Annotated in this window: 25 protein-coding genes and 1 pseudogene; 8 read left to right on the top strand and 18 right to left on the bottom strand. The window is 67.8% G+C overall.

Features of this window, described 5'->3' with window-relative positions; translation table 11 throughout:
* Positions 1-124: 124 nt before the first annotated feature.
* The 14 genes from ACFV6H_RS32725 to ACFV6H_RS32660 form a co-directional block, all read right to left on the bottom strand.
* A complete protein-coding gene (locus ACFV6H_RS32725; protein ID WP_385549665.1) occupies positions 125-784 on the bottom strand; it encodes an OmpA family protein in 660 nt (219 codons plus the stop codon).
* A gap of 8 nt (positions 785-792) precedes the next feature.
* Complete coding sequence (locus ACFV6H_RS32720; RefSeq protein WP_385549662.1) at positions 793-1,383, bottom strand: hypothetical protein; 591 nt, start codon at positions 1,381-1,383, stop codon at positions 793-795.
* A gap of 30 nt (positions 1,384-1,413) precedes the next feature.
* Positions 1,414-2,061 carry a pilus assembly protein TadG-related protein gene (locus tag ACFV6H_RS32715; protein ID WP_385549659.1) on the bottom strand — a complete coding sequence of 216 codons (648 nt, stop codon included), beginning with the start codon at positions 2,059-2,061 and terminating at the stop codon, positions 1,414-1,416.
* Positions 2,062-2,063: 2 nt separating this feature from the next.
* Entirely contained in the window at positions 2,064-2,309 is a 246-nt protein-coding gene (locus ACFV6H_RS32710; RefSeq protein ID WP_385549656.1) for a hypothetical protein, read from the bottom strand.
* Between the two features lie 224 nt (positions 2,310-2,533).
* Positions 2,534-3,616 carry a response regulator gene (locus ACFV6H_RS32705; protein WP_385549653.1) on the bottom strand — a complete coding sequence of 361 codons (1,083 nt, stop codon included), beginning with the start codon at positions 3,614-3,616 and terminating at the stop codon, positions 2,534-2,536.
* 55 nt (positions 3,617-3,671) lie between these two features.
* The gene (locus ACFV6H_RS32700; RefSeq protein WP_385549650.1) at positions 3,672-5,012 is read right to left on the bottom strand and encodes a sensor histidine kinase; all 1,341 of its coding nucleotides are present in this window, start codon (positions 5,010-5,012) and stop codon (positions 3,672-3,674) included.
* A 48-nt stretch (positions 5,013-5,060) separates the two neighbouring features.
* The gene (locus ACFV6H_RS32695; RefSeq protein ID WP_385549646.1) at positions 5,061-5,948 is read right to left on the bottom strand and encodes a DUF5936 domain-containing protein; all 888 of its coding nucleotides are present in this window, start codon (positions 5,946-5,948) and stop codon (positions 5,061-5,063) included.
* A gap of 17 nt (positions 5,949-5,965) precedes the next feature.
* Positions 5,966-6,907: a type II secretion system F family protein gene (locus tag ACFV6H_RS32690; protein WP_385549643.1), complete on the bottom strand. Its 942-nt coding sequence runs from the start codon at positions 6,905-6,907 to the stop codon at positions 5,966-5,968.
* A gap of 80 nt (positions 6,908-6,987) precedes the next feature.
* Complete coding sequence (locus ACFV6H_RS32685) at positions 6,988-8,328, bottom strand: CpaF family protein (protein ID WP_385549640.1); 1,341 nt, start codon at positions 8,326-8,328, stop codon at positions 6,988-6,990.
* 104 nt (positions 8,329-8,432) lie between these two features.
* Positions 8,433-8,840: a TadE/TadG family type IV pilus assembly protein gene (locus ACFV6H_RS32680; protein ID WP_385549638.1), complete on the bottom strand. Its 408-nt coding sequence runs from the start codon at positions 8,838-8,840 to the stop codon at positions 8,433-8,435.
* Positions 8,841-8,842: 2 nt separating this feature from the next.
* Positions 8,843-9,310 (bottom strand): TadE/TadG family type IV pilus assembly protein, encoded by a 468-nt coding sequence (locus tag ACFV6H_RS32675; RefSeq protein WP_385549635.1) that lies wholly within the window; start codon positions 9,308-9,310, stop codon positions 8,843-8,845.
* 41 nt (positions 9,311-9,351) lie between these two features.
* Complete coding sequence (locus ACFV6H_RS32670; protein ID WP_385549632.1) at positions 9,352-10,608, bottom strand: CpaE family protein; 1,257 nt, start codon at positions 10,606-10,608, stop codon at positions 9,352-9,354.
* Between the two features lie 7 nt (positions 10,609-10,615).
* A complete protein-coding gene (cpaB, locus tag ACFV6H_RS32665; RefSeq protein WP_384982312.1) occupies positions 10,616-11,326 on the bottom strand; it encodes a Flp pilus assembly protein CpaB in 711 nt (236 codons plus the stop codon).
* Positions 11,327-11,613: 287 nt separating this feature from the next.
* The gene (locus tag ACFV6H_RS32660) at positions 11,614-12,492 is read right to left on the bottom strand and encodes a hypothetical protein (RefSeq protein WP_385549629.1); all 879 of its coding nucleotides are present in this window, start codon (positions 12,490-12,492) and stop codon (positions 11,614-11,616) included.
* A gap of 355 nt (positions 12,493-12,847) precedes the next feature.
* Here ACFV6H_RS32660 and ACFV6H_RS32655 point away from each other — a divergent pair, with 355 nt between their 5' ends.
* The 4 genes from ACFV6H_RS32655 to ACFV6H_RS32640 all read left to right on the top strand — a co-directional run bounded on the left by ACFV6H_RS32655 (position 12,848) and on the right by ACFV6H_RS32640 (position 16,126).
* Positions 12,848-14,512 (top strand): hypothetical protein, encoded by a 1,665-nt coding sequence (locus ACFV6H_RS32655; RefSeq protein ID WP_385549626.1) that lies wholly within the window; start codon positions 12,848-12,850, stop codon positions 14,510-14,512.
* A 26-nt stretch (positions 14,513-14,538) separates the two neighbouring features.
* Complete coding sequence (locus tag ACFV6H_RS32650) at positions 14,539-15,126, top strand: hypothetical protein (protein ID WP_385549623.1); 588 nt, start codon at positions 14,539-14,541, stop codon at positions 15,124-15,126.
* A 9-nt stretch (positions 15,127-15,135) separates the two neighbouring features.
* Positions 15,136-15,561, top strand: coding sequence for a DUF3592 domain-containing protein (locus ACFV6H_RS32645; RefSeq protein WP_385549621.1), 426 nt, complete (start codon positions 15,136-15,138; stop codon positions 15,559-15,561).
* A 121-nt stretch (positions 15,562-15,682) separates the two neighbouring features.
* Positions 15,683-16,126, top strand: coding sequence for a hypothetical protein (locus ACFV6H_RS32640; protein ID WP_385549618.1), 444 nt, complete (start codon positions 15,683-15,685; stop codon positions 16,124-16,126).
* 62 nt (positions 16,127-16,188) lie between these two features.
* Here ACFV6H_RS32640 and cyaB read toward each other — a convergent pair whose 3' ends face one another.
* The 4 genes and pseudogenes from cyaB to ACFV6H_RS32620 form a co-directional block, all read right to left on the bottom strand.
* The gene (gene cyaB, locus ACFV6H_RS32635) at positions 16,189-16,758 is read right to left on the bottom strand and encodes a class IV adenylate cyclase (RefSeq protein WP_385549615.1); all 570 of its coding nucleotides are present in this window, start codon (positions 16,756-16,758) and stop codon (positions 16,189-16,191) included.
* A 250-nt stretch (positions 16,759-17,008) separates the two neighbouring features.
* Positions 17,009-17,236, bottom strand: a pseudogene (locus tag ACFV6H_RS32630) (hypothetical protein); the annotation flags it as partial.
* A 67-nt stretch (positions 17,237-17,303) separates the two neighbouring features.
* Positions 17,304-17,843: a GNAT family N-acetyltransferase gene (locus tag ACFV6H_RS32625; RefSeq protein ID WP_385549612.1), complete on the bottom strand. Its 540-nt coding sequence runs from the start codon at positions 17,841-17,843 to the stop codon at positions 17,304-17,306.
* Positions 17,840-18,145, bottom strand: coding sequence for a hypothetical protein (locus tag ACFV6H_RS32620; RefSeq protein WP_385549609.1), 306 nt, complete (start codon positions 18,143-18,145; stop codon positions 17,840-17,842). Before ACFV6H_RS32620 ends, ACFV6H_RS32625 begins: the two co-directional genes overlap by 4 nt.
* 422 nt (positions 18,146-18,567) lie before the next feature.
* Here ACFV6H_RS32620 and ACFV6H_RS32615 point away from each other — a divergent pair, with 422 nt between their 5' ends.
* The 4 genes from ACFV6H_RS32615 (at position 18,568) to ACFV6H_RS32600 (ending at position 20,995) form a co-directional block, all read left to right on the top strand.
* Positions 18,568-18,759: a hypothetical protein gene (locus ACFV6H_RS32615; protein WP_385549606.1), complete on the top strand. Its 192-nt coding sequence runs from the start codon at positions 18,568-18,570 to the stop codon at positions 18,757-18,759.
* 517 nt (positions 18,760-19,276) lie between these two features.
* On the top strand, positions 19,277-20,041 hold the full coding sequence (locus tag ACFV6H_RS32610; protein WP_385549603.1) for a DUF6415 family natural product biosynthesis protein: 765 nt from the start codon (positions 19,277-19,279) through the stop codon (positions 20,039-20,041).
* A 10-nt stretch (positions 20,042-20,051) separates the two neighbouring features.
* Positions 20,052-20,450, top strand: a complete 399-nt coding sequence (locus ACFV6H_RS32605; protein WP_385549600.1) for a hypothetical protein — start codon at positions 20,052-20,054, stop codon at positions 20,448-20,450.
* Between the two features lie 143 nt (positions 20,451-20,593).
* Positions 20,594-20,995 carry a hypothetical protein gene (locus ACFV6H_RS32600; protein WP_384982284.1) on the top strand — a complete coding sequence of 134 codons (402 nt, stop codon included), beginning with the start codon at positions 20,594-20,596 and terminating at the stop codon, positions 20,993-20,995.
* Positions 20,996-21,335: the final 340 nt, after the last annotated feature.

Here is a 21,335-nt window from a genome sequence, read left to right as displayed (position 1 = left end):
GGACATGACGACACGACGACACCACGCAAAGAGGCCCGGCCCGCACAGACTTCGGTGCGGACCGGGCCCTTCGGCCATCAGTAGGTACGTATCAGGTACGTGTGACGCGGCGCGTCAGCTCGCGTCAGCGCTGCAAACCACCGCTCTCCCCGCGTGGGAAGGAGACCTCCACGCGACGGTTCTTCTTGCGGCCTTCCTCGGTGCTGTTGTCGGCGATCGGGTACTGCTCGCCGTAGCCCCGGATCTCATAGGTGATCCCGGCCGACGCCAGCTCCTTGTCCAGCACGCCGTGCACGGCCTCGGCCCGCTGCTTGGAGAGCACATCGCCGTGCGCGGCCGAGCCCAGGTCGTCGGTGAAGCCGAAGACCCGGACCTTCGAGGCGCCCTGCTTCTTGACCTCGTCGGCGATGGCGGCGATACGGGAGTTCGCGGCCGACGACAGCTTGGCGCTGTCCTTGCCGAAGAGGACCTCGGCCTGGAGCGCGAACTTCACGCTCTCGTTGGTGTCCTCACGGCGCTCCTCACCGCCCTCGGACTCGACCACCGAGATGATGTCCAGCACCTTGGCCGGAGCGAGCGTGGCACCACTGCGCAGCTTGAGACCTGAAGCGTTGCCGTCCACCTCGGGTGGTGGCGAGGTCGACTCCGTGCCCGGCGGCGTACTGGGAGTCTCGTCGGCACGCGCGCCGGCGGCCATGGTGAACTGCACACTGGTGAAGAGCACGGCGGCGGCGACAGCCGTGACCACCGGACGCCTGGAGCCCCTGCGTACGCGGGAGGTCATGGCACCCATCAGGAGATCTCAATCGTGGCCGTGTTCAACGTCGGGAACTGGAGATCCACCTTGGTCGTGGAGTCCGGCGGTGCCGGGAACTGGGCGAAGAAGGAAACGGTCTCATCGGCGTCGAGACCGACGATTCCCGTCGTCGTCAGAGGGTATCCGTCCGTATCCCGCAGCACGTAGTAACGCTTCTTCTCCACCTTGTCGACCAACGTCATGCCCGCCAGGGAACGTCCTGTCTGCCTGACCTGCTTCTCGTCGCCGTTCCAGGCGCTGGGTACGACCTGCCGCTTGCCGCTGATGTTCTTGATGGAACCAGTGACCGTCAGGAAGCCGCCGTCGTCGCGCACCGCCGTGTGGATGATGAACTGGAAGCCGTTGCTGCCGTTGATGGTCGCCAAGGTCTGGCTGGTGTCCGGCACAGTCGTGCCGCCGGTGTCCTGAGGTGTCTCCTTCGCGGGAGCGGAGGACGATGCCCCGCCGCCCTCCCCCTTGCTGTCGTCGCCACCACTGCCACAGGCAGTCAAGGAGACAGCCAAGGCCATGGTGGCGAGGGCTGCTCCCGCCGCCCTACGCGCCTTCGCTCCACGCCACATACTCATGAATGCCCGTTCCTTTGCGTTCGCTCGCGGTCAGTCCTCGGCCAGTCGGACGGAGAATAGATCGGCCATGTCCGGGAGTAGGTCAAGTTTCGCCGGATCGATATGCCAGTCCGTGCCACCACCGCACTGGAGGACACCCGGGGAGACGGGCTCGCCTTCGGCGCCCTCCTCACCTTCCTCCGGCGGATTCTCCTCTTGCTCAGCGGGCTCGAAGGTGCACCGAGGCACCACGATCGCCGTGGCCTGCGCCCTGGCTCGCTTGTTCTCGGTGCCGGGCAGGACGCTGTCCCCCACTGTTCCCTGGGTGACGACCTCGACCCTGAAACCCCATCTGCCGTCGGTCAGCCAGCCACATGCGCCCGGCAGTACATCCGCACCGTTCTCGTCGGCGAACCTGCTCGCGGCCTGGCAGCCGTTGTACGTACCGATCGTGTCGCCGTTGAAGACGTCGACCAGAAAATCAGGGTCCAGCAGGCCGCCCAGGAGACCGTCCCGGAATTGATCCCGGGATTCCTGTGCCGCTGCCAGGGCGGCGGCGTCCGCCGCCGACTGAGCCCCATTGCGTGTCGCACCGGCCTGACCGACCGCGAAGAACGCGAACGCGAGAAAGAGCAGGCCCGCCACCATCGTGATGTAGATGGGAGCGGCCTGCCCAGACTCACGGAACGTTCCGCGCACTACTACTCGCCGCCACCAGCGTTGACGATGTCGTCGACCGCCTGCGTGAGGGCGTCGGCAATCGTCTTGTCGATGTCCGTGCCCACGATGGCAACGATGATCAGGGCGACGAGCACGATCACGCCCAGGTACTCGACGGCGCCCTGACCCTTGTCGCGACGGGCCTTCATCGCCGTGACGGTCGTGTTCGCCCAGGTGCCGACGTAGACCTTGGCAGCGGTGGCGGCCTTCAGCGTGATGTTCGACATGGTGTTCTCCTCCGGTGTCGGCCGGCCTCGTACCGGCCGACTCGTACGAGTCTTTGATGTCGTTCGCGCTTCCGGCTTCCTCCTGGCCGGTGCCGCTGGCGACATGAGAAAAGTACGCCGGGGAAGTACCCTCCGCCATGGGCCTCAGGGCCCAACTGCGGGCCCAAGACAGGGATTGGGCCCTGCCCTCCGGTGCCTGCGCGGCCACTGGGACGCCTGTGCGCTCAGCCATGGTCGGCCGGCCTTCCCCGGGCTATCCCGTGCCAGAGGGCGATGGCCTCACCGCGGCTGCCCGCGTTCAGCTTGGCGAAGATGCGGTTGATGTGGTTCTTCACGGTCTTCTGGCTGATGAAGCAGGCGGCGGCGATCTGCTGATTGGTCATGCCCGACGCGATCAGATCCATGATCTCCACCTCCCGCTGGCTCAGTTCGGAGTACAGCCCTTCAGGGAGCCCCGCTTGCTGCCCCTGAGAAGAATGTCCCACACCAGCTTGCGAAAGCAAAGACCCTGAAGAAGATTGTTGCGGATTCAATCCTTGGTCAACTTGCCCTGCCTGGGACTGTGTTGCCGGGAACGGCGGGAGTCGGTCCGGCGGCGTGGCATGTGCAGATGCAGACGGTTGAATCGGTACCGCGGGCAGATAGCCGGAGCCCGTGAACGCCGTGCCCAGGCCCTCCGGCAGCCGCACCGGCCCGCCGTCGGGGCCGGCGCCGTTCCGTACCGTCGCCAGGAGCGCGCTGGACGCCGAGTAGGTGAAGTGGGCGCGGCCCTGCTTGATGTCCCGTACCGCGTGGACCAGTTGGTCGGCCGTGAACTCGCCGTGGACGAGATAGCCGCCCGCGCCCAGCCTCAGCGCCTCGTGGACGATCTCGCTCTCGCGGCTGTACGTCATCATCAGGACCGGTGCCAGCCGTACGAGATGCGGCAGCGCGGAGATCCCGTCGACTCCCGGCATCCGTACGTCCAGCAGGATCACATCGGGACGGTGCTGTACGGCCTGTTCGTACGCCTGGCGGCCGTCCGAGGCCTCCGCGACGACTTCGATGTCGTCACGTCCGGAGAGCAGGACGGTGAGACCCGCCCGTACCACCGGGTTGTCGTCGGCGACCACGACACGCATCGACGGCGCGGCCGGCAACGTCGCGGGAAAGTCAGGGAGTTGTCCGGATGCCGCGGGCTGCGCGGTGGTGGGGACTCCCGCTGTGTGTTCCGAGCTGAGCGGTGTGGCGTGCGAGGACGTGTGCTGGGACACATGGGACTGCTGTGTCCAGTGCTGCCCGGAGGTTCTGGAGATGTCGTCCGGCATGGCTGCGGCCTCCTCTCGGGGTGTGGGGAGCGGTGGATGTGATGATGGATCATTCTCAATTGAGCTGCGGGGCAGGGTGGTTGGTCCCCTGCTCCTCGTCTGTAGGTCGCAGGGCGGCGAGAGGCAGTTCCAGCCGTACCTCCGTGCCCTTCGCGGCACGGCCCTTGCCGATCCGGATCCGCGCCCCGATGGACGCCGCCCGCTCGACCATGCCGACAAGGCCGAAGTGGCCCGCCCGACGGAGGTCGTTGAGAGTCGTACCGGGCGGCAGACCGTGCCCGTCGTCGTACACGCTGATCCGCAGGAGATCGCGGACGACGCCGGCCGAGACATTCACATACGTCGGGTTCGCATGACGGTGTGCGTTCTCCATCGCCTCGCTGGCGATCGTCAGGGCATGCCGGGCGACGGCGTGCGGGATGGGCGGTACGGGCGCCTCGCCGATCCGTCCGAAGGTCGCCTCGAAGCCGTGGCGCCGGGCGAAGTCCTCGGTACGGGAGCGCAGTTCGGTCAGCACGTCGACGCCACCGTCCAGCCCCGACTCCCGCCGCAGATCGGAGAGCAGCTCCCGCGACTCGGAGGCGGCGCGCCGGGCCGAGCGTGCCACCAGCTCCGCCTGGTGCTTGACGGTGAGGGGATCCATCCGGTCCGCCGAGTGCGCCAGACCGTCCGCCGCCAGGGCCAGACCGTGGAGCGTCTTGGCGACCGAGTCGTGCATCTCCCGGGCCAGCCGCGCGCGTTCCTCCTCGACGGCGCCGTGCACCGCGAGCCGGGCGCGGGCCTCGGTCAGGGCATGGCTGGCGGTGCCGAAGCCCAGCATCAGATTCCGCAGAGTGCTTCCGATCGCACCGGCGATGACACAGAGACCCGGCAGAAGGAGAGCGCCGAATTCAGCTTCTACGGAACCGTTGACGGCATAGGCACCGGCCAGAAGGAGCGACTGGAGTACGGCGAAGAGCGCGGCACCGCGCCAGCCGTAGACCAGTCCCGCGAGCAGCGGCGTGCAGATGGTGACATAGGCGAGTGTCGAGTCCGGGGACGCCGTGATGAGCAGCAGTGCGCCGAAGAGCATGTCGGCGGCGAGAAGCACGGGGTGGCGCAGCAGGACGGGCCCGAAGCGCTCCCAGTCGCGGAGGAGGACATAGGACACCATGAAGGTGACGACCACCGCCGACCCGACCAGCAAGGTCGCGAAACCGCGCTCGGTACGGTCGAGGGCGAACGGTGCGGCGAGAGCGATCATCGCCAGCCGGAAGCCGAACACCTGTCGGCACAGCGCCTGAAGGGCGTTGACCTGGATCGGCAGCGAGGGCACCTGGCGCGGTGTGTGTCCGGCCGCCGAACCTGGCAGGCCGGCGACGATTCCGCCTGACAGAGCGGTAAGTCTTCTGGCCATCGGTCACCTCCCCTTCATGTTTCTGAGTTGCTGTCCGGCGATGCCCGGCTATCTGCCGAGCACATCCGCGAAATCGACGCCGGAACCGTAGTAGAAGCTGAGGGTGATCAGGATCATGGTTGCCGGAAGCATGACGAGGGTGACGATGAGCGTGGTCTTGGGGATCGCCTTGGCCGCGTTGCGCCGTGAAATCTGCGCATCCGTCCGGCGCATGTCGTTGGCGATCTGAATCAGGGTGTCCACGATCGGCGATCCGAGCTCCTCGCCCTGCTGGAGAGCCGTCACGAACATCGACACCTGCTCGGAGTCATTGCGCTTCCTCAACTGGTCGAAGGCCTCGCGCCGGCTGACGCCCATGTCCATCTGGCGCAGGGTGATGCGCAGTTCGTCCGCCCAGGGCCCTACGTACTTCTCCGCGACTCGCTCGAGCGCCTGCCGGAAACCGAGACCGGCGGAGACGACGACGGCAAGCACATCGAGGAAGTCCGGCAGCGTGCGCTCGATGTCATCACGCCGCTTCCGGATCGCCGCTCGGATGATGACATCCGTCCAGAAGAGTCCGAAGAGAAGAGCGGCGATTCCGAGAGGCGCCTGCCCTCGTGCGACAAGAGCGAGGGCCGCGAAGATACCGAGGAATCCGTAGACGGCCCTGCGGGCGGCGAAGCGGTCCACTGTCAGACCACCGGGGTTGCCGGCCATGTCCAGCCGTCGGCGCAGAATGTCGACGCGCTTGGGGCCCATCATATTGAGGACCGTGGGCGCCCAGCGCATGCCCAGTCGGTCGATACCGGATCCCACCGCTGTGGCGCGGGTGGCGCCTACTTCAAGAGCGAGGGCCAGATCGCTGGGGAGTTTGGCGTCGGCGCGATACATGCGTACGCCCTTGAAGATCCCGTAGACGGAGAGTCCGACAAGGCCGGCCAGTAGAAGTCCCATGGTGATTCCCTCCCGTCTCAGACCCGGACGACGGACATACGGCGGATGATGAAGAGCCCCAGTGCGTAAAGGGCGACGGCGAGGATGGTTCCGAACTGCCCCACACCCGAACCCGTCATCTTGTCCAGTGCGCCTGGAGTCATTTGGTTGATCAGCAGCAGGAACCCGAAGCCGAGCAGCGGCACCGCCATCGCGGTGACCTTCACCTGCGACAGCATCGTCGTGACCTCCCGGCGGGTCTCCTTGCGTTCCTCCAGGGTCTCCGTGAGGTTGCGCAGGGAGGTGACGACCTGGCCGCCGGCGCGGCTGGAGAGGACCAGGGTGGTGACCAGGACGACCAGTTCGCGGGACGGGAGGCGGTCGGCGAGTTCGCCGAGGGCGTCGTCCAGGGAGTGGCCGATGGCGAGCTGGTCGGCGACGCGGCGCAGTTCCTCGCCCGCGGGATCGTCGAGTTCCTCCGCCGCCATCGCCAGTGCCGTACGCATCGCCAGGCCCGCCTGGGTGGCGTTGGCGAGGACGCGGGTCAGTTCGGGGAGCTGGCTGATGAAGGCTTCCGTACGTTTCGTCCGCTGCCAGTTGAGGAAGGCGTTGCCGCCCCAGACGCCGATCAGCGCCGCCAGCACGCCGAAGAACGGCGCGAATATCGCGCCGACCACGAAGTACAGGGCGAGCAGGCCGGCCACCACATAGACGGCGTACTCGCCCGGTGTCAGATCGAGGCCGGTGGCGGCGATCTTGCGTTCGATGCGCTTGCCCAGCTTGGTGGTGCGCAGTTGACGGTCGATACCGACGAAGCGACGGCGCCGGCCGGTCGCGGTCGTGATCTGTCCCGTGTGGGACATGCGCTCGACGAGCGCCTCCCGCTGGGCCTTGCCCGACGAGTAGACGTGCACGCCGATGACGGCGAACACACAGGTGAGCAGTGTGACACCGATCGTCAGGAGCGGGAGATTATCCATGTCGTGCGGGGACCTTCTCGATGGGCTGGTGGGGATCCGGTGGGGATGAGGGGTTCCGGGGGGGGCCGCGCTCGGCGGTGTCAGGCCGCCGCTTTCCTTACGGCCAGCTCCTCCTCCGAGTCGGCGACCCCGAAGGCCGGTGGGACGGGTTCGCTCTTCAGATAGAGGCGTTCGGCGATCCTGCGAGGCAGCGGGTAGTACTCGAACTTGCCGTAGATCCTGCCGTCCGCGGCCATCGGCTGGGCGAGAAAACGGCAGACGGAGACGATCCGGTACTCCTCGCGGCCGTGCGAGTCGACAATGGCGATCTCGGTGACCCGGCGCGAGCCGTCCGCGTGCCGCGTGAGCTGCACGATGACATCGACGGCGCTGTTGATCTGGTCCTTGATCGCCACGAACGGGATCTCGACCTCCGACATGGAGGCCAGCGTCTGGAGTCGCATCAGCGCGTCCTCGGCGCTGTTGGCGTGGACGGTGGCGAGCGAGCCGTCGTGACCGGTCGACATCGCCTGGAGCATGTCGAGCGTCTCACCGCCACGGACCTCACCGACGATGATGCGGTCCGGGCGCATACGCAGGGAGTTGCGTACGAGATCGCGGATCGTGATCTGGCCCTTGCCCTCGACGTTCGCGGGCCGGCTCTCCAGCGTGATCACATGGGACTGCTGGAGCTGGAGCTCCGCGGAGTCCTCGATGGTGACGATGCGCTCGCCGTTGGGGATCAGTCCGGAGAGCGAGTTGAGCAGAGTCGTCTTGCCGGTGCCGGTGGCCCCGGAGACGATCACATTGAACTTCGCCCGTACCAGCCCGGCCAGCAGCACCATCATCTGCTCGTCGAGCGAGCCGAGGCTGATCATCTCCTGGAGCGTGAAGGCCCTCGGGAAGCGCCGGATGGTGAGGATCGGCCCGGTCAGCGAGAGCGGCGGGATGATCACATTGACACGCTCGCCGGACGGGAGGCGGGCGTCCACCATGGGATTCGCCTCGTCCACCCGGCGGTTGACGGTGGAGACGATGCGCTCGATCGTCTGCATGAGCTGCTCGTTGGAGGTGAACCGCATCGGCAGCATCTCCAGCCTGCCGCCGCGCTCGACGAAGACCTGCTCCGCGCCGTTGACCATGATCTCGCTGATCGAGGCGTCTTCGAGCAGCGGCTCCAGAATGCCGAGACCGAGGGCCTCGTCCACCACCCGGCGGATCAGCTGGGAGCGCTCGACGGTCGAGAGGACCGGGCCCTCCCGGCTGATGATATGACTCAGTACCCGTTCCAGCCGGGCCCGGCGCTCCGCCGCGGCGAGCGCGGACATCTCCGCGAGGTCGATCTCCTCCAGGAGCTTGGCGCGGTAGACCCCGACGAGAAGACTCTCCTCGCTGTGCCCGTTCGTCGGCTCGGGGCTGTTGATGCGCGCCCGCAGGCTCATGTCCTCAACTCCCAGGTTCTGCTGGTGTGCTCGATGTGCTCTGGTGTGCTGGTTCGGTGCCGTCGTACGTGGCCGTCGTACGTGGCCGTCGTACGTACGGTCGCTCAGTCGAGGGGCATCGTGGTGCTCCTCTCGGCCTCGCCCAATTCGAAGATCGGCAGGATCTCCGGGATCTCCACGCGCGCGGTGGCCGTGATCTCGTCGCCCGCCGAGGCCGGGGTGTCGATGTGGACCACCAGCCAGTCGCTCACGGCGGCCTCGCCGGCCGTCTCCGGGTTCGTCACCGCCTCACGGTACGACGCGGCACGGGCGGCGGCCCTCGATGCCGTGCCCGCCTGCTGTACGGCGTACGCGGCCATCCCGAGCTGGATCGCGGCGAGAGCGACGAAGATCAGCAGGGCGATCACACCGACGTACTCGATCGCCGCCTGGCCACGTTCGGCCGGGCGCAGCCGTACCCGTCCCTGCTCGCCTCCGTCGCGCGATACGCGCTTCCCTATGGTCCGCAGCATGGTCAGCTCTCCCTCACCGCAGACGCGTGGGCGGGAACCTCGATCGGGAGGTTGACGCCCGGGAAGAACAGCGGCAGTTCGAGGGTGAGGTCCACCTTCACCAGACCGTCGTTCTCGGCCTGGCAGCTGACGTCCGCGATGTTCCAGGCCCCCGGCAGATCCTCCTCCGCGGCCTCGGTGCACGCCGCGACCCTTGTGCCCGGCACCGCGGTCGTCGCGGCGCGCGCCGCCTCGTCCGCCGCGTTCCCGGCGAGCGAGAACGTATAGCCGACCAGCGCCGCCTCCCAGAGCAGCACGACGGTGGCCAGGATGATCGGGACCATCCCGGTGAACTCGATCGCGGCCTGCCCTCGGTCGCCGTACGCCCGGCCGCTCGCCCGGCCGCTCGGCCCGTCGCCGTACGCCCGGTCACCCGGCCGCGTGGCCGGGCTCTCTCCGTACCGTCCGGTCGCTCTTCCTATGACGTTCATGGTTCAACGTGCCCCCTCCGGCTCATCAGCCCGTCAGCCCGTCAGTCCTGCGGCTTCGATCGTCCGCGAAGAACGCCGACCGAGCCGCGGTCTCCCTTGAACTTGCCCTGTTTCTCGCCGCCTTCGGGCACCTTCACCAGACCCAGTTCGCCCGCGAGACTCCACATCGCCTGCTTGACCGTGGACTTGGACTCCAGGTCCTGCATCCGGCCCGCGTCGACCGCCGACTGCAACTCCTTGAAATTGGCCGGGATCACCACCCTGGAGACCCGTGTGCTGGTGATGCGCTCGATCAGCGGCGGCTGGATCTCGGTGTTCCTGGTGTGGCGGTTGACGACCGTCACGGTCTCCTCCGCCTTGCGGATCTGGAGCCGGTCCCACAGCCGCACCATGCGCTTGGCCGCGCGGACCGAGACCACATCGGGCGTGGTGACCAGCAGCGTGGTGTCGGCCATCTCGATCGCCGCCGCGTTCGCGCTGTTCATATGCGTACCGCAGTCGACGACGACGACCTCGTACCGGTTGCGCAGCGCGCTGACGATCTGCCGTACGGAGCGTTCGCTGATCTCCTCGCCGCGCTCGCCCTCGCCCGGCGCCAGCAACAGACCGATACCGCTCGGATGGATGAAGACCGCGTCCTGGAGCACCCGGGGAGATATGTCCTGGATGGTGGCGAGGTCCACGATCGACCGGCGGAACTGCACATCGAGGTACGAGGCGACATCGCCGGCCTGGAGATCCAGATCGGCGAGGGCGGTGTTCATGCCCGACGCCCTGGCCGCCAGGGCGAGCTGGACCGCTATCAGCGTCGTGCCGACACCGCCCTTCGAGCCGCTGACCGTGATCACCGTGCCGCCGGGACCGGTGAACACGTCGCCGCCCTGGCCGAGATGGCGCCGTACGCCCACCGACCAGCCGGCCGCCGCCTGGACGCGCTGGGCCAACTCCTCGTACGAGAGCGGCAGCCCGACCAGCCCGCGGGCGCCGGCGTCCATCGCGGCCGAGAACAGACCGGGGCCGGCGTCCGTGGTGACCAGGATGACGCCGACCGCCGGGAAACGGAGCGCCACTTCCCTGATCAGTTCCAGCGCCGGTACGGGACCGATCCGTTCATGGACCAGTACGACCTCGGGCAGTTCGTCGATCGACTCGGCCGCCAGCCGGCCCAGGGTGTCGATCAGCGAGGTCGAGTCACCGACCGGCGCCGCCGGCTCCGCTTCGGGGAGCTGGCTGAGCAGGGTGGTGATGGACCGTGCGGCGTCGGCGTCGCCGACGACCGGGAGGATTCTGGTCGTCATTCGTCCCTCACTTGTCCCCTTCGAGGGTGTAGGTGCTCTCCCCGGGGCGCAGCGTGGTCGGGCTGCCGTCGGCGAGGAGCGCGAGCCGTACGTGCTGGGCGAAGGACTCGGCGTACGCGACGCGCTGGGCGTCCTTGGTCTTCAGCGCGAAGGTGATCGGCACGGCCTGCTTGACCGCGCTGCGGTTCCTGTCGTTCTGGTCCGGTTCCAGCGCGGTGAGCCGGCCGACGTCGATGACCTTCGCGTTGGGGACGATGATCCGCGACTGGGCCAGCGTGCCATCGTTGTCACCGGAGAAGGTGGCGAAGATATTGACCAGATCGCCGGGCGTGATCTTGCCGGCGACACCGGTCGCCGCGTCGATCATGATGGCGATCTCCTGCTCGTCGTTGGCGAGCGCGGGCCGCTTGACGATCATGTCGTCCTGGAGCAGCGAGCCCTTCTTGAGCTGAGTGACGGCGATCTTCCCGCTGACGACGGCCAGATCGGTCACCGCGTTGTCGGAGAGCCACCGCTTGGGCATCGAGATCTTCTCGAACTGGTTCACCTGGAGCGGGGTGTACGGTGCCACGTCCTCTTTCAGCCGGTACGCGGCCACCTCGGGCCCGACCTTCGAATTCACGTCGCTGATCACCGAGAGGACACCGGCGAAGGCGGCGAAGGCGCAGAGCACCGAGAGGAGAAGAAGTATGACGCCGCGGCGTTGCCGTGAATTCATGAGCGGGACAACCTCGTTCGGAGACGTGTGAGTGAGAGTCGGCGGGTAGGGGCCAGGGGCCCTGGGCGGGAGCCTGTGACGGACGACTTGTGGACCACGGCCTGTGCTGTACATGTACTGGTGTACGTGTACGTGGTGTACGCGTACGTGCCGTACATGACGGGCGGGCCGCGTGTGACGGTCCGCACTTGACGGGCCGCGCTTGACGGCCCGCGCGTGATGACCGGGGCCGGTGCCTGAGGAGCCGCCGCCGGCCCGTACGGAACGACCGGTCGGCGCTCGCGGATTTACGATCCGTGCTGGATAGGCACTCCCTGGTTCGGTACACCGGACGCGCGGCCCTGGTTCTCCGGTGGGTTGAGCGGCGCCGAGCAGAATCCGCAGCGGTCACCTATCAGTTCGATACCGCACCAGGAACACACCTCCCGCCGCACGGAGGAAACCAGCTGATAGAGAACGGAGATATCCGGAAGGAACGCGGCGAACTCGATCATTTTGGCCGTTCCCCACCAGCGCGGCGAATCGGCCGGAAGCGCGCTCTCCTGAATTCCCTGGACCTGCCAGGCGGGTGCCAGCGTCGCGGTCACCCAGTCCGACTGCAATTGCCCCTTTCCGACCATCAGTTGCGTACCGAAGTCCGGACCGGTGAGTTCACCGCTTCCGATCTTGATCAACTGAGGTGCCGGATTGGCGAGGACACCGAACTGGGAGCCCGGCACCCATGACTTGGCATGGGACTTGAGGCTCACCGGCACCCGGTCCAGCCTGGCGACGGAGTTGAGCAGCGCTCCGGAGTAGATGTAGTGCGACAGCAGCCGGGCGGCGGAGGCGACGATCCCGGCGTTGAAGTCGCATATCGACAACTGCCGTAGCTGGCGCACCAGTACGGCCACACCGAGCGGCGGCAGATCGAGCTTGATCAGCGCGATCCGGTCGCTCTCCAGGATGGACCGGACGGTGTGCAGACGCCGTTCATGGGCTGCCGGGAGAGTGGCCGGGTAGAGGCCGATGACATAGCCGTGCTGCTCCACGAGCACCTGCATGTCGGCGAGCGCGGCGTCCAGGGGCTGGGCGTCGGGCGACTGTAGCAGCGCCGCGGTGGGCGTCTGATGGTCCGTCGGTGGTAGCACCAGGTCGGGACTGGTGACTGCGATCGCGGTCGGCACGCTGGTTCCCCGTTCGGCTCCGGCCGTCGGAGTCCCGGCGACCGCAGATCTCTCCTGCTCGTGCTTCTGCCCCAGCACTTTATCCACGTCGTACGGCACAGAGAACACCTATCAGATACCGGTGACGAGGTTCCCGGGCGGCAAGCACCGGCAAACTCGGGCGAAGCAGTCACCTGTTCACTCAGGTTTCAAGGTTTATTCCATTCGGTCGAATTCCGCATCCAATCCCGCCACTTTGGGCCCGGGTTGGGCCCAGGGACCCACGCCTGCGCTCTGCCCGCACTCGTACGCTCCCATTCCGATTCCGCGTGCGAAAGGCGTGCGGCCACCGAGGGGGACGGGACGGGGACGTCGGATGAGACGGGACGCGGAGCGAGACCGCCCGTACCGGGACCAGCGAGGCCGCCCGTACCGGGACCGGAGCCGGGTACGGGTACGGAGCCGGGACGAAGGCCCGGGCCGGGACCAGGGCCTTGGCATGGGCCTGATCGGCAGCCGGACGCGGGGCCGCAAGCACGATCGCGGCGCTACGGCCACCGAGTACGTGGGTGTGATCGTCGTCGTGGCCGCCATCGCCGGTGCGATGGTCGGCACCGGTGTCGACGAGACCATCGCCGCGGAGCTGCGCTGTCTGGTGTCCTTCAGCGGCCCGTGCGGCACGGGCGGTGACGGTACGGACGACGGGGCCCAGCCCAGGACCGACGCCGACTACGAGCCGCCGCTCTGCCAGATCTCCTCCGTCAGCGACAAGGCCGGCGCCAAGGCCAAGGTCCTCTTCATCGAGTGGGGCGAGGAGTACGGCTTCCAGCAGACGACCTTCCAGGCCAGCACCGACGTCAACAAGGACGGCAAGGTCGACGCCAACGACCAGCAGGTGATGATGACCTTCACCGACGCCGCCTCCGTCGCCGCCAAGAAGGACTGGAAACCGGGCGCGAAAATAGGCAAGTTCGGCACCGACAAGGTGGAACTCGGCGCCGGGATCAAAGTGACCAACGGTGACACCTGGGTCTTCGACAACGAGGAGCAGGCCGCGGCCTTCCGCGACGACATCGAGTCCCTGAAGACCTACGAGCTGGCCAACCGGAACGCCAACTCCCGTGGCGGCGGCCTCGGCAACAGCATTCTCTATCTCTTCGGCAAGGGCCCGATGGCCGAGGAGGAGAAGCTGCGCGACCGTATCGAGGACAAGCTCGGCAACCGCCACATCAGTTACGGCAAGGTCGGCCTGGAGGCCGGCGCGGCCGGCGGGCTCAAGCTGTCGCCGGGCGACGAGAAGAAGCTCAGCGCCACCCTGGGCGGCAACTTCAAGTTCTCGCCCGAAGTGACCTGGACGGACAACGACTTCAAGGGCACCAAGGCGTACACGTACAGCGCGGCCATCGAGTACGGCGGCAAGATCGGATACGAGGCCGGACCGCTGAGCGGCGAGTCCTCCGGCTCCACCACGCAGACCGGCACGATCACCGTCACCCATGACAAGAAGACCGGTGAGCTGCTGCGGATCGACATGACCCGCACGGTCGAGAAGGGCGCCGCCAAGGACGGCTCGAAGCTGGGTGGCGACAACGGCAAGAGCGGCGACGACAAGCGCGGCGGCAGCGGCGGCGCGAAGGGCAGCGACCAGACCACCGGTATCGAGGTCGTCACCAACTCCCTGGTGATCCCGCCGGGCAGCGACGGCGACGAGCAGCGCCGGGTCGCCCAGGAGTGGCTGGACGGCCATGGCGACAACGCCGCGCCGTTCACGTACATGTTCGACGACCATGCGCCGACGAAGCGCCCGGGCGACGACGATCCGTTCGGGCAACTGCTCTTCGACGAAGGGCTCTCCAGCCGGACGAAGTACACCGGTCAGACGGACGCGGCCGAGTACGGCTTCGAGCTGAACCTCGGGCTCAGCCTCGGCTTCTCGGTCTCGACCGAGAAGAAGGAGGAGACGCTCGACCAGGCGCAGTTCCTCGGAGCGCCTCATGGGGACAGCCGCAGCTATCTCCCGTACAGCTACTGTGCGAACTGACCGGCCGGCGAAGGAGCACGCACGTGATGACCAGCGAGATAAGCCAGAAGAGGGCCGTGGCACCCCGGCGGCGGGCCAGGACCATGGCGGCCACCGCCGTATCCGCGGCCGTCCTGCTGACGGTGACGGCCGGATGCGGTACGGACACCGGGGCCGGTGCGGTTCCCGAGGGCTGGGACACGCTGAAGTCGTCGGCGGTCACGGTCGCGTACCCGCCCGCCTTCACCGCGCAGAGCGATGCCGAGCGGAGCAAGTACAACGCGGCGGCGGCCACTCTCACCGAGGGCGGCAAGTCCGTCGGAATGATCACCGTCCAGCTCGACTTCACCAACGCCGACTCGGTGGAGGAGGCGGCGATCGGCGCGGAGGCGGGCATCGCCCTCGGCTCGAAACTCGGCAAGCAGCAGAAAATCGTGGTGGCGGGCCCGGACGGCGAGGAGGAGGCCCGGCGCGTCAACTTCGAGTTTACGGAGAAGGGCACCCGGTACCAGGGCGTGATCGTCGCGGGCCTCGACTCCGCCGAGAAGTCCTACGCGGTACGGATCGACGCGGCCCGCGGAACGCTCGATGACGGCGATCTGAACAAGATCATCGAGTCCATTACGGTCAAGTAGGGTGCGTTGATGGGGATTCCGGGCGGTGACTACGTCTTTTTCCTGGGCATGATTCTGCTGTTCGGCTGGCTGACGGCACACTACGCGCGTCGGCTGGCGGCCGTGGCGCGCGCGCTGCGGGCGGGCGGCCGGGCGCCCGGTGTCTGCGTACGGATCGAGAGCGAGCCGTACAACCGGTCCGACGCGCGGCGGTATGTCTTCTCCTTCCGCACCTCCGAGGACGGGCGCACGATCGAGTTCGAGGATCTGGCGAGCGGCGCGGTGAAGGTGGGCAGCGAGGTCACGGTGGCGTACGACCCGGCAGATCCGGAGCGCACCGCGACGGTCGCGGGACGCGGGAGCTGGTCGCCGGTGGCGCAGTACGGACTGCTGGTGGCGGGCTGCGGGCTGGCGGCGGTGGGATTCACGGCGGTGTTGGTGCTGACGGCGCTCTGAGCGGAGACGGCCTCGGCCTCCCGGACGGCGGCGGCGCGGCGGCCCCTGAGCCCCAGCACAACACGGCAATGCGAGGCACGAAATCTTGATGCACGGCGATCTTGTTCGGAGACGAGGGGCGATGACGCGGTACGACTACCCGGGGGCACGCGCCCAGCGGGACGAGGGCCCGGGAGCGCCGGTCTTCGCGCTCGTACGGGCCTGGGCGGCCGGCATCGTCGTCCTCGTCGCGACGGAGTACCTCCAGGCCACGCTGGTCTACGACCATCTCGCCTCCGAGGACAACCTGGAGACGTTCCTCGGCCGCCTGATGCTGATCCACCTCCCGAACGCGGCCTGCATAGCCCTGGCCTCCTGGGCAGCCGGCCGCACCCACCACACCCCGTTCCGCGACGCCTCTCTCCAGCACGCCCTGGCAACCTTCACCGTCCCGGTGGCGGCCCAGGCCCTGAACATGTCGCTCCAGTGGCAGGACCTGACCGCAGAGGGCCTACTGATGTCCAACGCGGTCCTGGTACTGGGCTGCGTAACGGGCTACGCGGCGGACCGCTTGCAGGAGGACTGACGGTCCGCAGGGGGGCGGGGGGCGGGGGCCCGGCGCGGCCGAGAGGGCACACGGCTTCGGCGTCAGTTCGGCGAAGCCGGGCCGCGACGGGCGGCCACAGCGTCGGTGTATCGCTCGCGGGTCAGGTCCCCGAGGCTGATGCCCAGTGACTGAATGGTCGCGCGGACATCGTCCAGGGCAGAGTGCATGTCGTCCTCATCGACCAGGGTCTCGACCTCGATGAACGTGCCGTCGACCTCGGGGACGCGTACCAGGGTGGCAAGCATCGAGCGGCCCGCCCGCTCGAACTCGTAATTCCGGCAGCGCTTCTCGAACGCGATCACCGGTACGTACCCAAGGCCCTTCAGCATCGCGTGCACCGCCTCGGCGTCATCGACGCGAGTCTCGTGCTCGGGTTTCGATCCGGAGACCTCATCGACCTTGGCGTCCTTGAAGGTGAGGATCGTCCGCGTGCCGTCCGCCCCGTGCACGGTACGGACCCGCAGCTCCTGGTCCCGCTTGTCGAGCGACCCGTCGGGCAGGTCGTAGTAGGTGTCCCGGTACACCTCCACCCGCGCGGGCGCCAGGTGCTCCAGCTCCCGCCTCACCGCCTCGGGCGCGTGAACGCGAGCCTTCAACTCCGCCTCGATCACCAGTGGTACTCCTCTCTCGTCACACCGTTCGCTCAGCCGTTTCGACGATCGCTTCGAACATGCGGCAGAAGCCGCGGAACAGCGGGCCGTGCGGCGTTTCCGCCCTGGCAGGGACCACCCCGCACGAGCGGGGAACAGGCTTCTTGACCAGCGCGGTACCAGCTCGCTCGTTCAGTTTTCCGTCACTTCGGCGAAGGCCGGTCCCGCCAACGGGCCTTCTGGGCCTGCCCCGCCTTGCCCACTCGCGTGCTCAGCGTGACGCGCCGTCCGGCCAGATGATGGTTACGGGTACGCCTAAGCGTCGCGCGTACGCGACGACGTCGGCTGTGCCTCCGTAGCCTCGGGCCGGTTTGCCGTCCCATACCGCGAGGAGATGGTCGGAGAGTCCGACGAGGATCTCGCTGCCCGCTTGATGAGCTTCCGAGGTCGACTCGGTGAGTCCGTTGCGGTGGTTGTCGGCAGCACTGCTCAAGAGCTTGCCCGGACTTCGGCAGCCACATCCGATGGCAGGCCGCGGTGGGGAGCGGGCATCTCGGTGGTCTTCCTCAGGCCAGGTCGAGCAGCATCGCGTCGTACAGCGGGGAGTCCTCGAACGGCTGCATCTGGCCGACCTTCCGGTACCCCCAACGCTCGTAGAGGGCACGTACCTTCGGGTGCTCACTGTCCACGAGCAGGGATGCCCGGGTTTCCCCACGCTGTTCCATCAGTTCGTCGTGGATCCCCTGAGCGATCCCTTTTCCACGCCACGGCCGAAGCACCATGATCTCGCACAGGCCGAAGGTCCCTTTCTCGCCGTAGTCCCGCACGCCCGAGTCCACCGGCTCCAGCACATCCCGCCACTCCCGGACGCTGTCCAGCCGGCCATACGCGAAGCCGACGGGCTGTCCGTCGATCTCCCCGATGACGCACGCCCAGCTCGGCCCTGACGCATGACCCGACAGCCGCTCCTCGAAGCGCGCCACGCTGTGGAACGGGTCTTCTCCGCTCTGGTCGTAGACCTCGGCGTAGACATCCACGAGAGTGGAGCGGATCGAGGGCAGGTGTTCGCGCGTGTAGTGGCTGAGCGTGAGCACGTCCACCGTCATGTCGTCACCTCTCGGTAGTGGTCCGCAAAGTCTTCGGCCCCGGGTGGAGCGCAGTCCAGTACATCGTCGCTGAACCGCGCCAGATGCTCGGTCCAGCGCGGGCTGCGCACCTCGCGAAGCAGATCGACGGCATCACGTCCAGCCACAAGAGCCTCGTCCGCCTCTCCGGCCGCGAGGAGAGACCGCGCCAGGCTGACGTGGGTGGCGAAGGTATTGCGACGGAACTCGTCCGCCTCCACCAGAGCCAGCGAGTCGCGGTCGGCCTGCGCCGCCCTCGCGTAGTCACCCAGGTTGAGAAGCACAACGCCGCCTGCCCGGTCAGCTCATCGGGAGCACAGAACGCCAGCCAGGGCGGTCCCTGGCCGGGCTCGGCCGCCCGATCGAGCTGCTGCTCGGCACGGTGGAGGGACTGTGCACACCGTCCCTTCTCTCCGCCCACCGAATGCCCGAGGGCGACTCGCGTGTGGAGCAGGGCGGACAGACGCGGGTTCCTGCTGTTGCGCGTGGCGTCCAGTGCGGCGCGGGCGATGGCAACCGCCTCGCCGCCGTGCCCGAGATCGACGGCCTGCCGGGAGAGACTCGCCCAGATACGAGCCTGGAGAGTTGAGTCGCGGGCCAGGAGGGCGTACCGCAGTCCGGTGTCCCACTGCCGACGGGCCTGCTCGTGGCGACTTGAGTCGTAGGCGAGCCATCCCGCCCGGGCGTACATCTCACCGAGCGCCTGGTGGAGCTGGACCTGAACCCGGCCGCCGTAGGTGCAGTGGCGCATGGCGTGCTCCACATGGCTCGCATACCTTTCCGCGACGTCGGCCAGCCGGGCGCCGCCCTGCTGGCGGTCGAGCTGCATCAGCTGGGTCTCGGCCTCACGAATGCGGGCGATGTCGCTCATACCGAGGCGACCCGATTCAGGCAGTGACGGCAGGGCGATGAGACTGCTGAGGCCGACGATGAACTTACGGCGGTGCACGGGCGGTTCCTGTGACGATGCAGCGGTGGTCGTGCGCACCGTAACTCCATCGCCTGCCTCAGCGGGAGCCCGGAAGCCGAGTTCGCTCGCGGGGCGGGCGAAAACCATCTCCAGCGGTACGCGGCTCTTGGTCCGCGGCCGGACAACCCGCCCCGTGAGCCAGTGGCCGACGAGGCGGGCACTGCACATCCCTGGTACGCCGGTTAATCGCGCGGTCGCATCGTTGACCGCCTCCGCGAGCCCTTCGCGTGTGAACCCGTACTCGGTCATGAGGCGCCGGAGCGCTGCATTCGGCCGGAGTTGATCAGGCATCAGCTCTCCCGTCGTGCCGGAAATCCACCGTATCGGCCGACCGCCAGTTTCACCTTCGCGTGAAGTGACCCGGATCGAACTTTCCTTTTCCCGCTGCCTGGTGAGGCGCGACGGTGGAGTCCTCAAATCCCCGCCTTATCTGCCAGGAGCGACGATGACAGCCAACGCCGATGAACTCACACGCCCCGAATCCCTCCCGCTCGACTTCAGCACGATGGTGAAAACGGCGCGGCACGTGGTCGACTCGGGTGCCCGGGTGCCGGAGAAGGACCTGGAGACAACCACGCTCCTGATGCGTGGCTATCTGGGTCTGCTGATCCCGGAGTTGGAGGGCCGTCTCGGTCTGCTCGGCGAGGCCGCCCGGGCTTCCGCCGAGGCGGGTATCGGGGAGGCCCGGCGGCGCCTGGACGCCGGGCCCGGGCCGCTCGGGCCGGGGCGTCATGCGTACAACCTGGCGCGGTCCGTGATCGCCCTGTGCACTCACCTGGGCCACGGCCAGGAGCGCGTCGATACGGAGCGCGCGGAGCCCTGGACGCCGCCGCGAGGGACGACGGTCGAAATGGTGCCCGCCGGGCGTTTCTGGGACGCCGTACGGGTGCGGTCCCATATCGGCGAGCGTGTGATCCAGCGCCTGGGCGCCAACAGCGGTGCGGTCATCGAGGACTGGAAGGGCGCGGTCTTCTACTGGCTCGTACCTCCGGGCACCACCGATGCGTGGACCCTCCCCGCGTCGCTGGTACTGCCCCTGAGCGTCGCCACGTTCGTCGCCGTACCGCCGGTGAGCTACACGGGGAAGCAGGAGCGCCTGCGCTGGATCGTCCCACTGACCGAGACGTGCTACCTGACGGATCCCGAGCTGCTGTACGACGCGCTCACCGCGGAGATCTCCTCGGCGGCCGGCCCGGAAGCAACCTCGTGATCACGTGGCAGTGACCGATCCATCGACTCCATCGACACACTGGCACGGCTACGCCTGGAACGGCCCCCGATGCCGCCCCGGCAGCGATCCGGGCCCCCGCGTCGTCCCCGAGGACGCCCAGCCGCTCAGCATCGAGGCCCAGTTGAAGCGCATCGCCGAGACCGCCACCGTACTCACCACACACACCACGGCCGAGGACGCCTACGCCTGGCTGGAAACCGCACTCCAGGAGTACCCACGCGCCGCCAGGCTTCCGCTGCCGAGAGACGTGCTCGCGGAGGCACGGGAGCGGCTCGATCGCGGCGGCGAAGTGGACTGGTTCTACTACTCCCTCGACGGCCGCTACGTCACCCGCACACTCGACATCTGCACCGGCCCTCGCGGCGACGGCTGCCCGCAGCCCCCGTAGGCCAGCACAGCTACGGAGGTCAACCCATGGTGACCGAATCACGACCCACCGCGAGATCCGAGCGTGTGAACTTCATGACCTCCCGCCCCGGCTGCCGCATCACGCCTAGACTGACCCGGCCGCCACGGAAGGAATGATCACAAATGCGCCCCGCTCGGTTCCAGGACTTCACCCTCGATCTTGCCAAGAACAGCCCCGGTGTGACCCGCGTCCAGACCCTCGCGGAAGCCGGAGACACCAAGCACCCGTTCGGACTGGCGATCACGACCGGGGACGGTGAAGCGCGGTGGCAGATCATGGGCCAGCTTGCCGAGGGCGAGAAGCACGAACACTCCGATGTTCCCGTCAACGGTGACCCGGTTCAAGGAGTGGCGGACCCGGCGCCCGGCGATCACGAGGGCTGGCTCGCCGCGGCCATCGCGCGGGCGGAGTCTCCGGAGATCGCGAGCATCGAGCGCTGGTCGACCCGTCCGGGTGAGGGAAGCAGCCGCGGGCTGACGGTCGCGTTCCACAACGGGGCGCGTGCTTTCGTACGGAAGTTGTAGACCGCCCGGCCGACGGCCGGGTTGGAAGTGCGCCACCTGTCAGCACCGCCTACGCGAGAAGGACGACTGATATGGCACCACGTTTCGATCCCGGCCGCTGCGAGGGCACCTGCCCGTCATGCGGGCAGACGGTCGGCTCACCCCCGGGACAGCCGGCCACCGGGCACCAGAAGCCCCACCCCAGCCGAGAAACCTGCCCCGGCGGCACGACCCAGTAGTAACGCGGGACACGCCCCGGCCTCATCGGATGCTGTTGGTTAATTCGGGCTGAGCGTGACGTCGGCCTTCAAGACCTGGTTGAGGTCTTGAAGGCCCACGGTGTCGGAGGGGGTGGGTGCGG

This window comes from Streptomyces sp. NPDC059743 (genome assembly GCF_042732975.1).
Lineage (GTDB): Bacteria > Actinomycetota > Actinomycetes > Streptomycetales > Streptomycetaceae > Streptomyces.
Note: the sequence above shows the minus strand (reverse complement) of the source record. Positions and strands in the feature narration are given on the sequence as shown.

What these genes read in the sequence shown, in the direction of transcription:
- ACFV6H_RS32725 (WP_385549665.1), bottom strand. Translation starts at nt 784, where the DNA reads ATGACCTCCCGCGTACGCAGGGGCTCCAGGCGTCCGGTGGTCACGGCT.
- ACFV6H_RS32720 (WP_385549662.1), bottom strand. Translation starts at nt 1,383, where the DNA reads ATGAGTATGTGGCGTGGAGCGAAGGCGCGTAGGGCGGCGGGAGCAGCC.
- ACFV6H_RS32710 (WP_385549656.1), bottom strand. Translation starts at nt 2,309, where the DNA reads ATGTCGAACATCACGCTGAAGGCCGCCACCGCTGCCAAGGTCTACGTC.
- ACFV6H_RS32705 (WP_385549653.1), bottom strand. Translation starts at nt 3,616, where the DNA reads ATGCCGGACGACATCTCCAGAACCTCCGGGCAGCACTGGACACAGCAG.
- ACFV6H_RS32700 (WP_385549650.1), bottom strand. Translation starts at nt 5,012, where the DNA reads ATGGCCAGAAGACTTACCGCTCTGTCAGGCGGAATCGTCGCCGGCCTG.
- ACFV6H_RS32695 (WP_385549646.1), bottom strand. Translation starts at nt 5,948, where the DNA reads ATGGGACTTCTACTGGCCGGCCTTGTCGGACTCTCCGTCTACGGGATC.
- ACFV6H_RS32690 (WP_385549643.1), bottom strand. Translation starts at nt 6,907, where the DNA reads ATGGATAATCTCCCGCTCCTGACGATCGGTGTCACACTGCTCACCTGT.
- ACFV6H_RS32685 (WP_385549640.1), bottom strand. Translation starts at nt 8,328, where the DNA reads ATGAGCCTGCGGGCGCGCATCAACAGCCCCGAGCCGACGAACGGGCAC.
- ACFV6H_RS32680 (WP_385549638.1), bottom strand. Translation starts at nt 8,840, where the DNA reads ATGCTGCGGACCATAGGGAAGCGCGTATCGCGCGACGGAGGCGAGCAG.
- ACFV6H_RS32675 (WP_385549635.1), bottom strand. Translation starts at nt 9,310, where the DNA reads ATGAACGTCATAGGAAGAGCGACCGGACGGTACGGAGAGAGCCCGGCC.
- ACFV6H_RS32670 (WP_385549632.1), bottom strand. Translation starts at nt 10,608, where the DNA reads ATGACGACCAGAATCCTCCCGGTCGTCGGCGACGCCGACGCCGCACGG.
- cpaB (WP_384982312.1), bottom strand. Translation starts at nt 11,326, where the DNA reads ATGAATTCACGGCAACGCCGCGGCGTCATACTTCTTCTCCTCTCGGTG.
- ACFV6H_RS32655 (WP_385549626.1), top strand. Translation starts at nt 12,848, where the DNA reads ATGAGACGGGACGCGGAGCGAGACCGCCCGTACCGGGACCAGCGAGGC.
- ACFV6H_RS32650 (WP_385549623.1), top strand. Translation starts at nt 14,539, where the DNA reads ATGACCAGCGAGATAAGCCAGAAGAGGGCCGTGGCACCCCGGCGGCGG.
- ACFV6H_RS32645 (WP_385549621.1), top strand. Translation starts at nt 15,136, where the DNA reads ATGGGGATTCCGGGCGGTGACTACGTCTTTTTCCTGGGCATGATTCTG.
- ACFV6H_RS32640 (WP_385549618.1), top strand. Translation starts at nt 15,683, where the DNA reads ATGACGCGGTACGACTACCCGGGGGCACGCGCCCAGCGGGACGAGGGC.
- ACFV6H_RS32625 (WP_385549612.1), bottom strand. Translation starts at nt 17,843, where the DNA reads ATGACGGTGGACGTGCTCACGCTCAGCCACTACACGCGCGAACACCTG.
- ACFV6H_RS32610 (WP_385549603.1), top strand. Translation starts at nt 19,277, where the DNA reads ATGACAGCCAACGCCGATGAACTCACACGCCCCGAATCCCTCCCGCTC.
- ACFV6H_RS32600 (WP_384982284.1), top strand. Translation starts at nt 20,594, where the DNA reads ATGCGCCCCGCTCGGTTCCAGGACTTCACCCTCGATCTTGCCAAGAAC.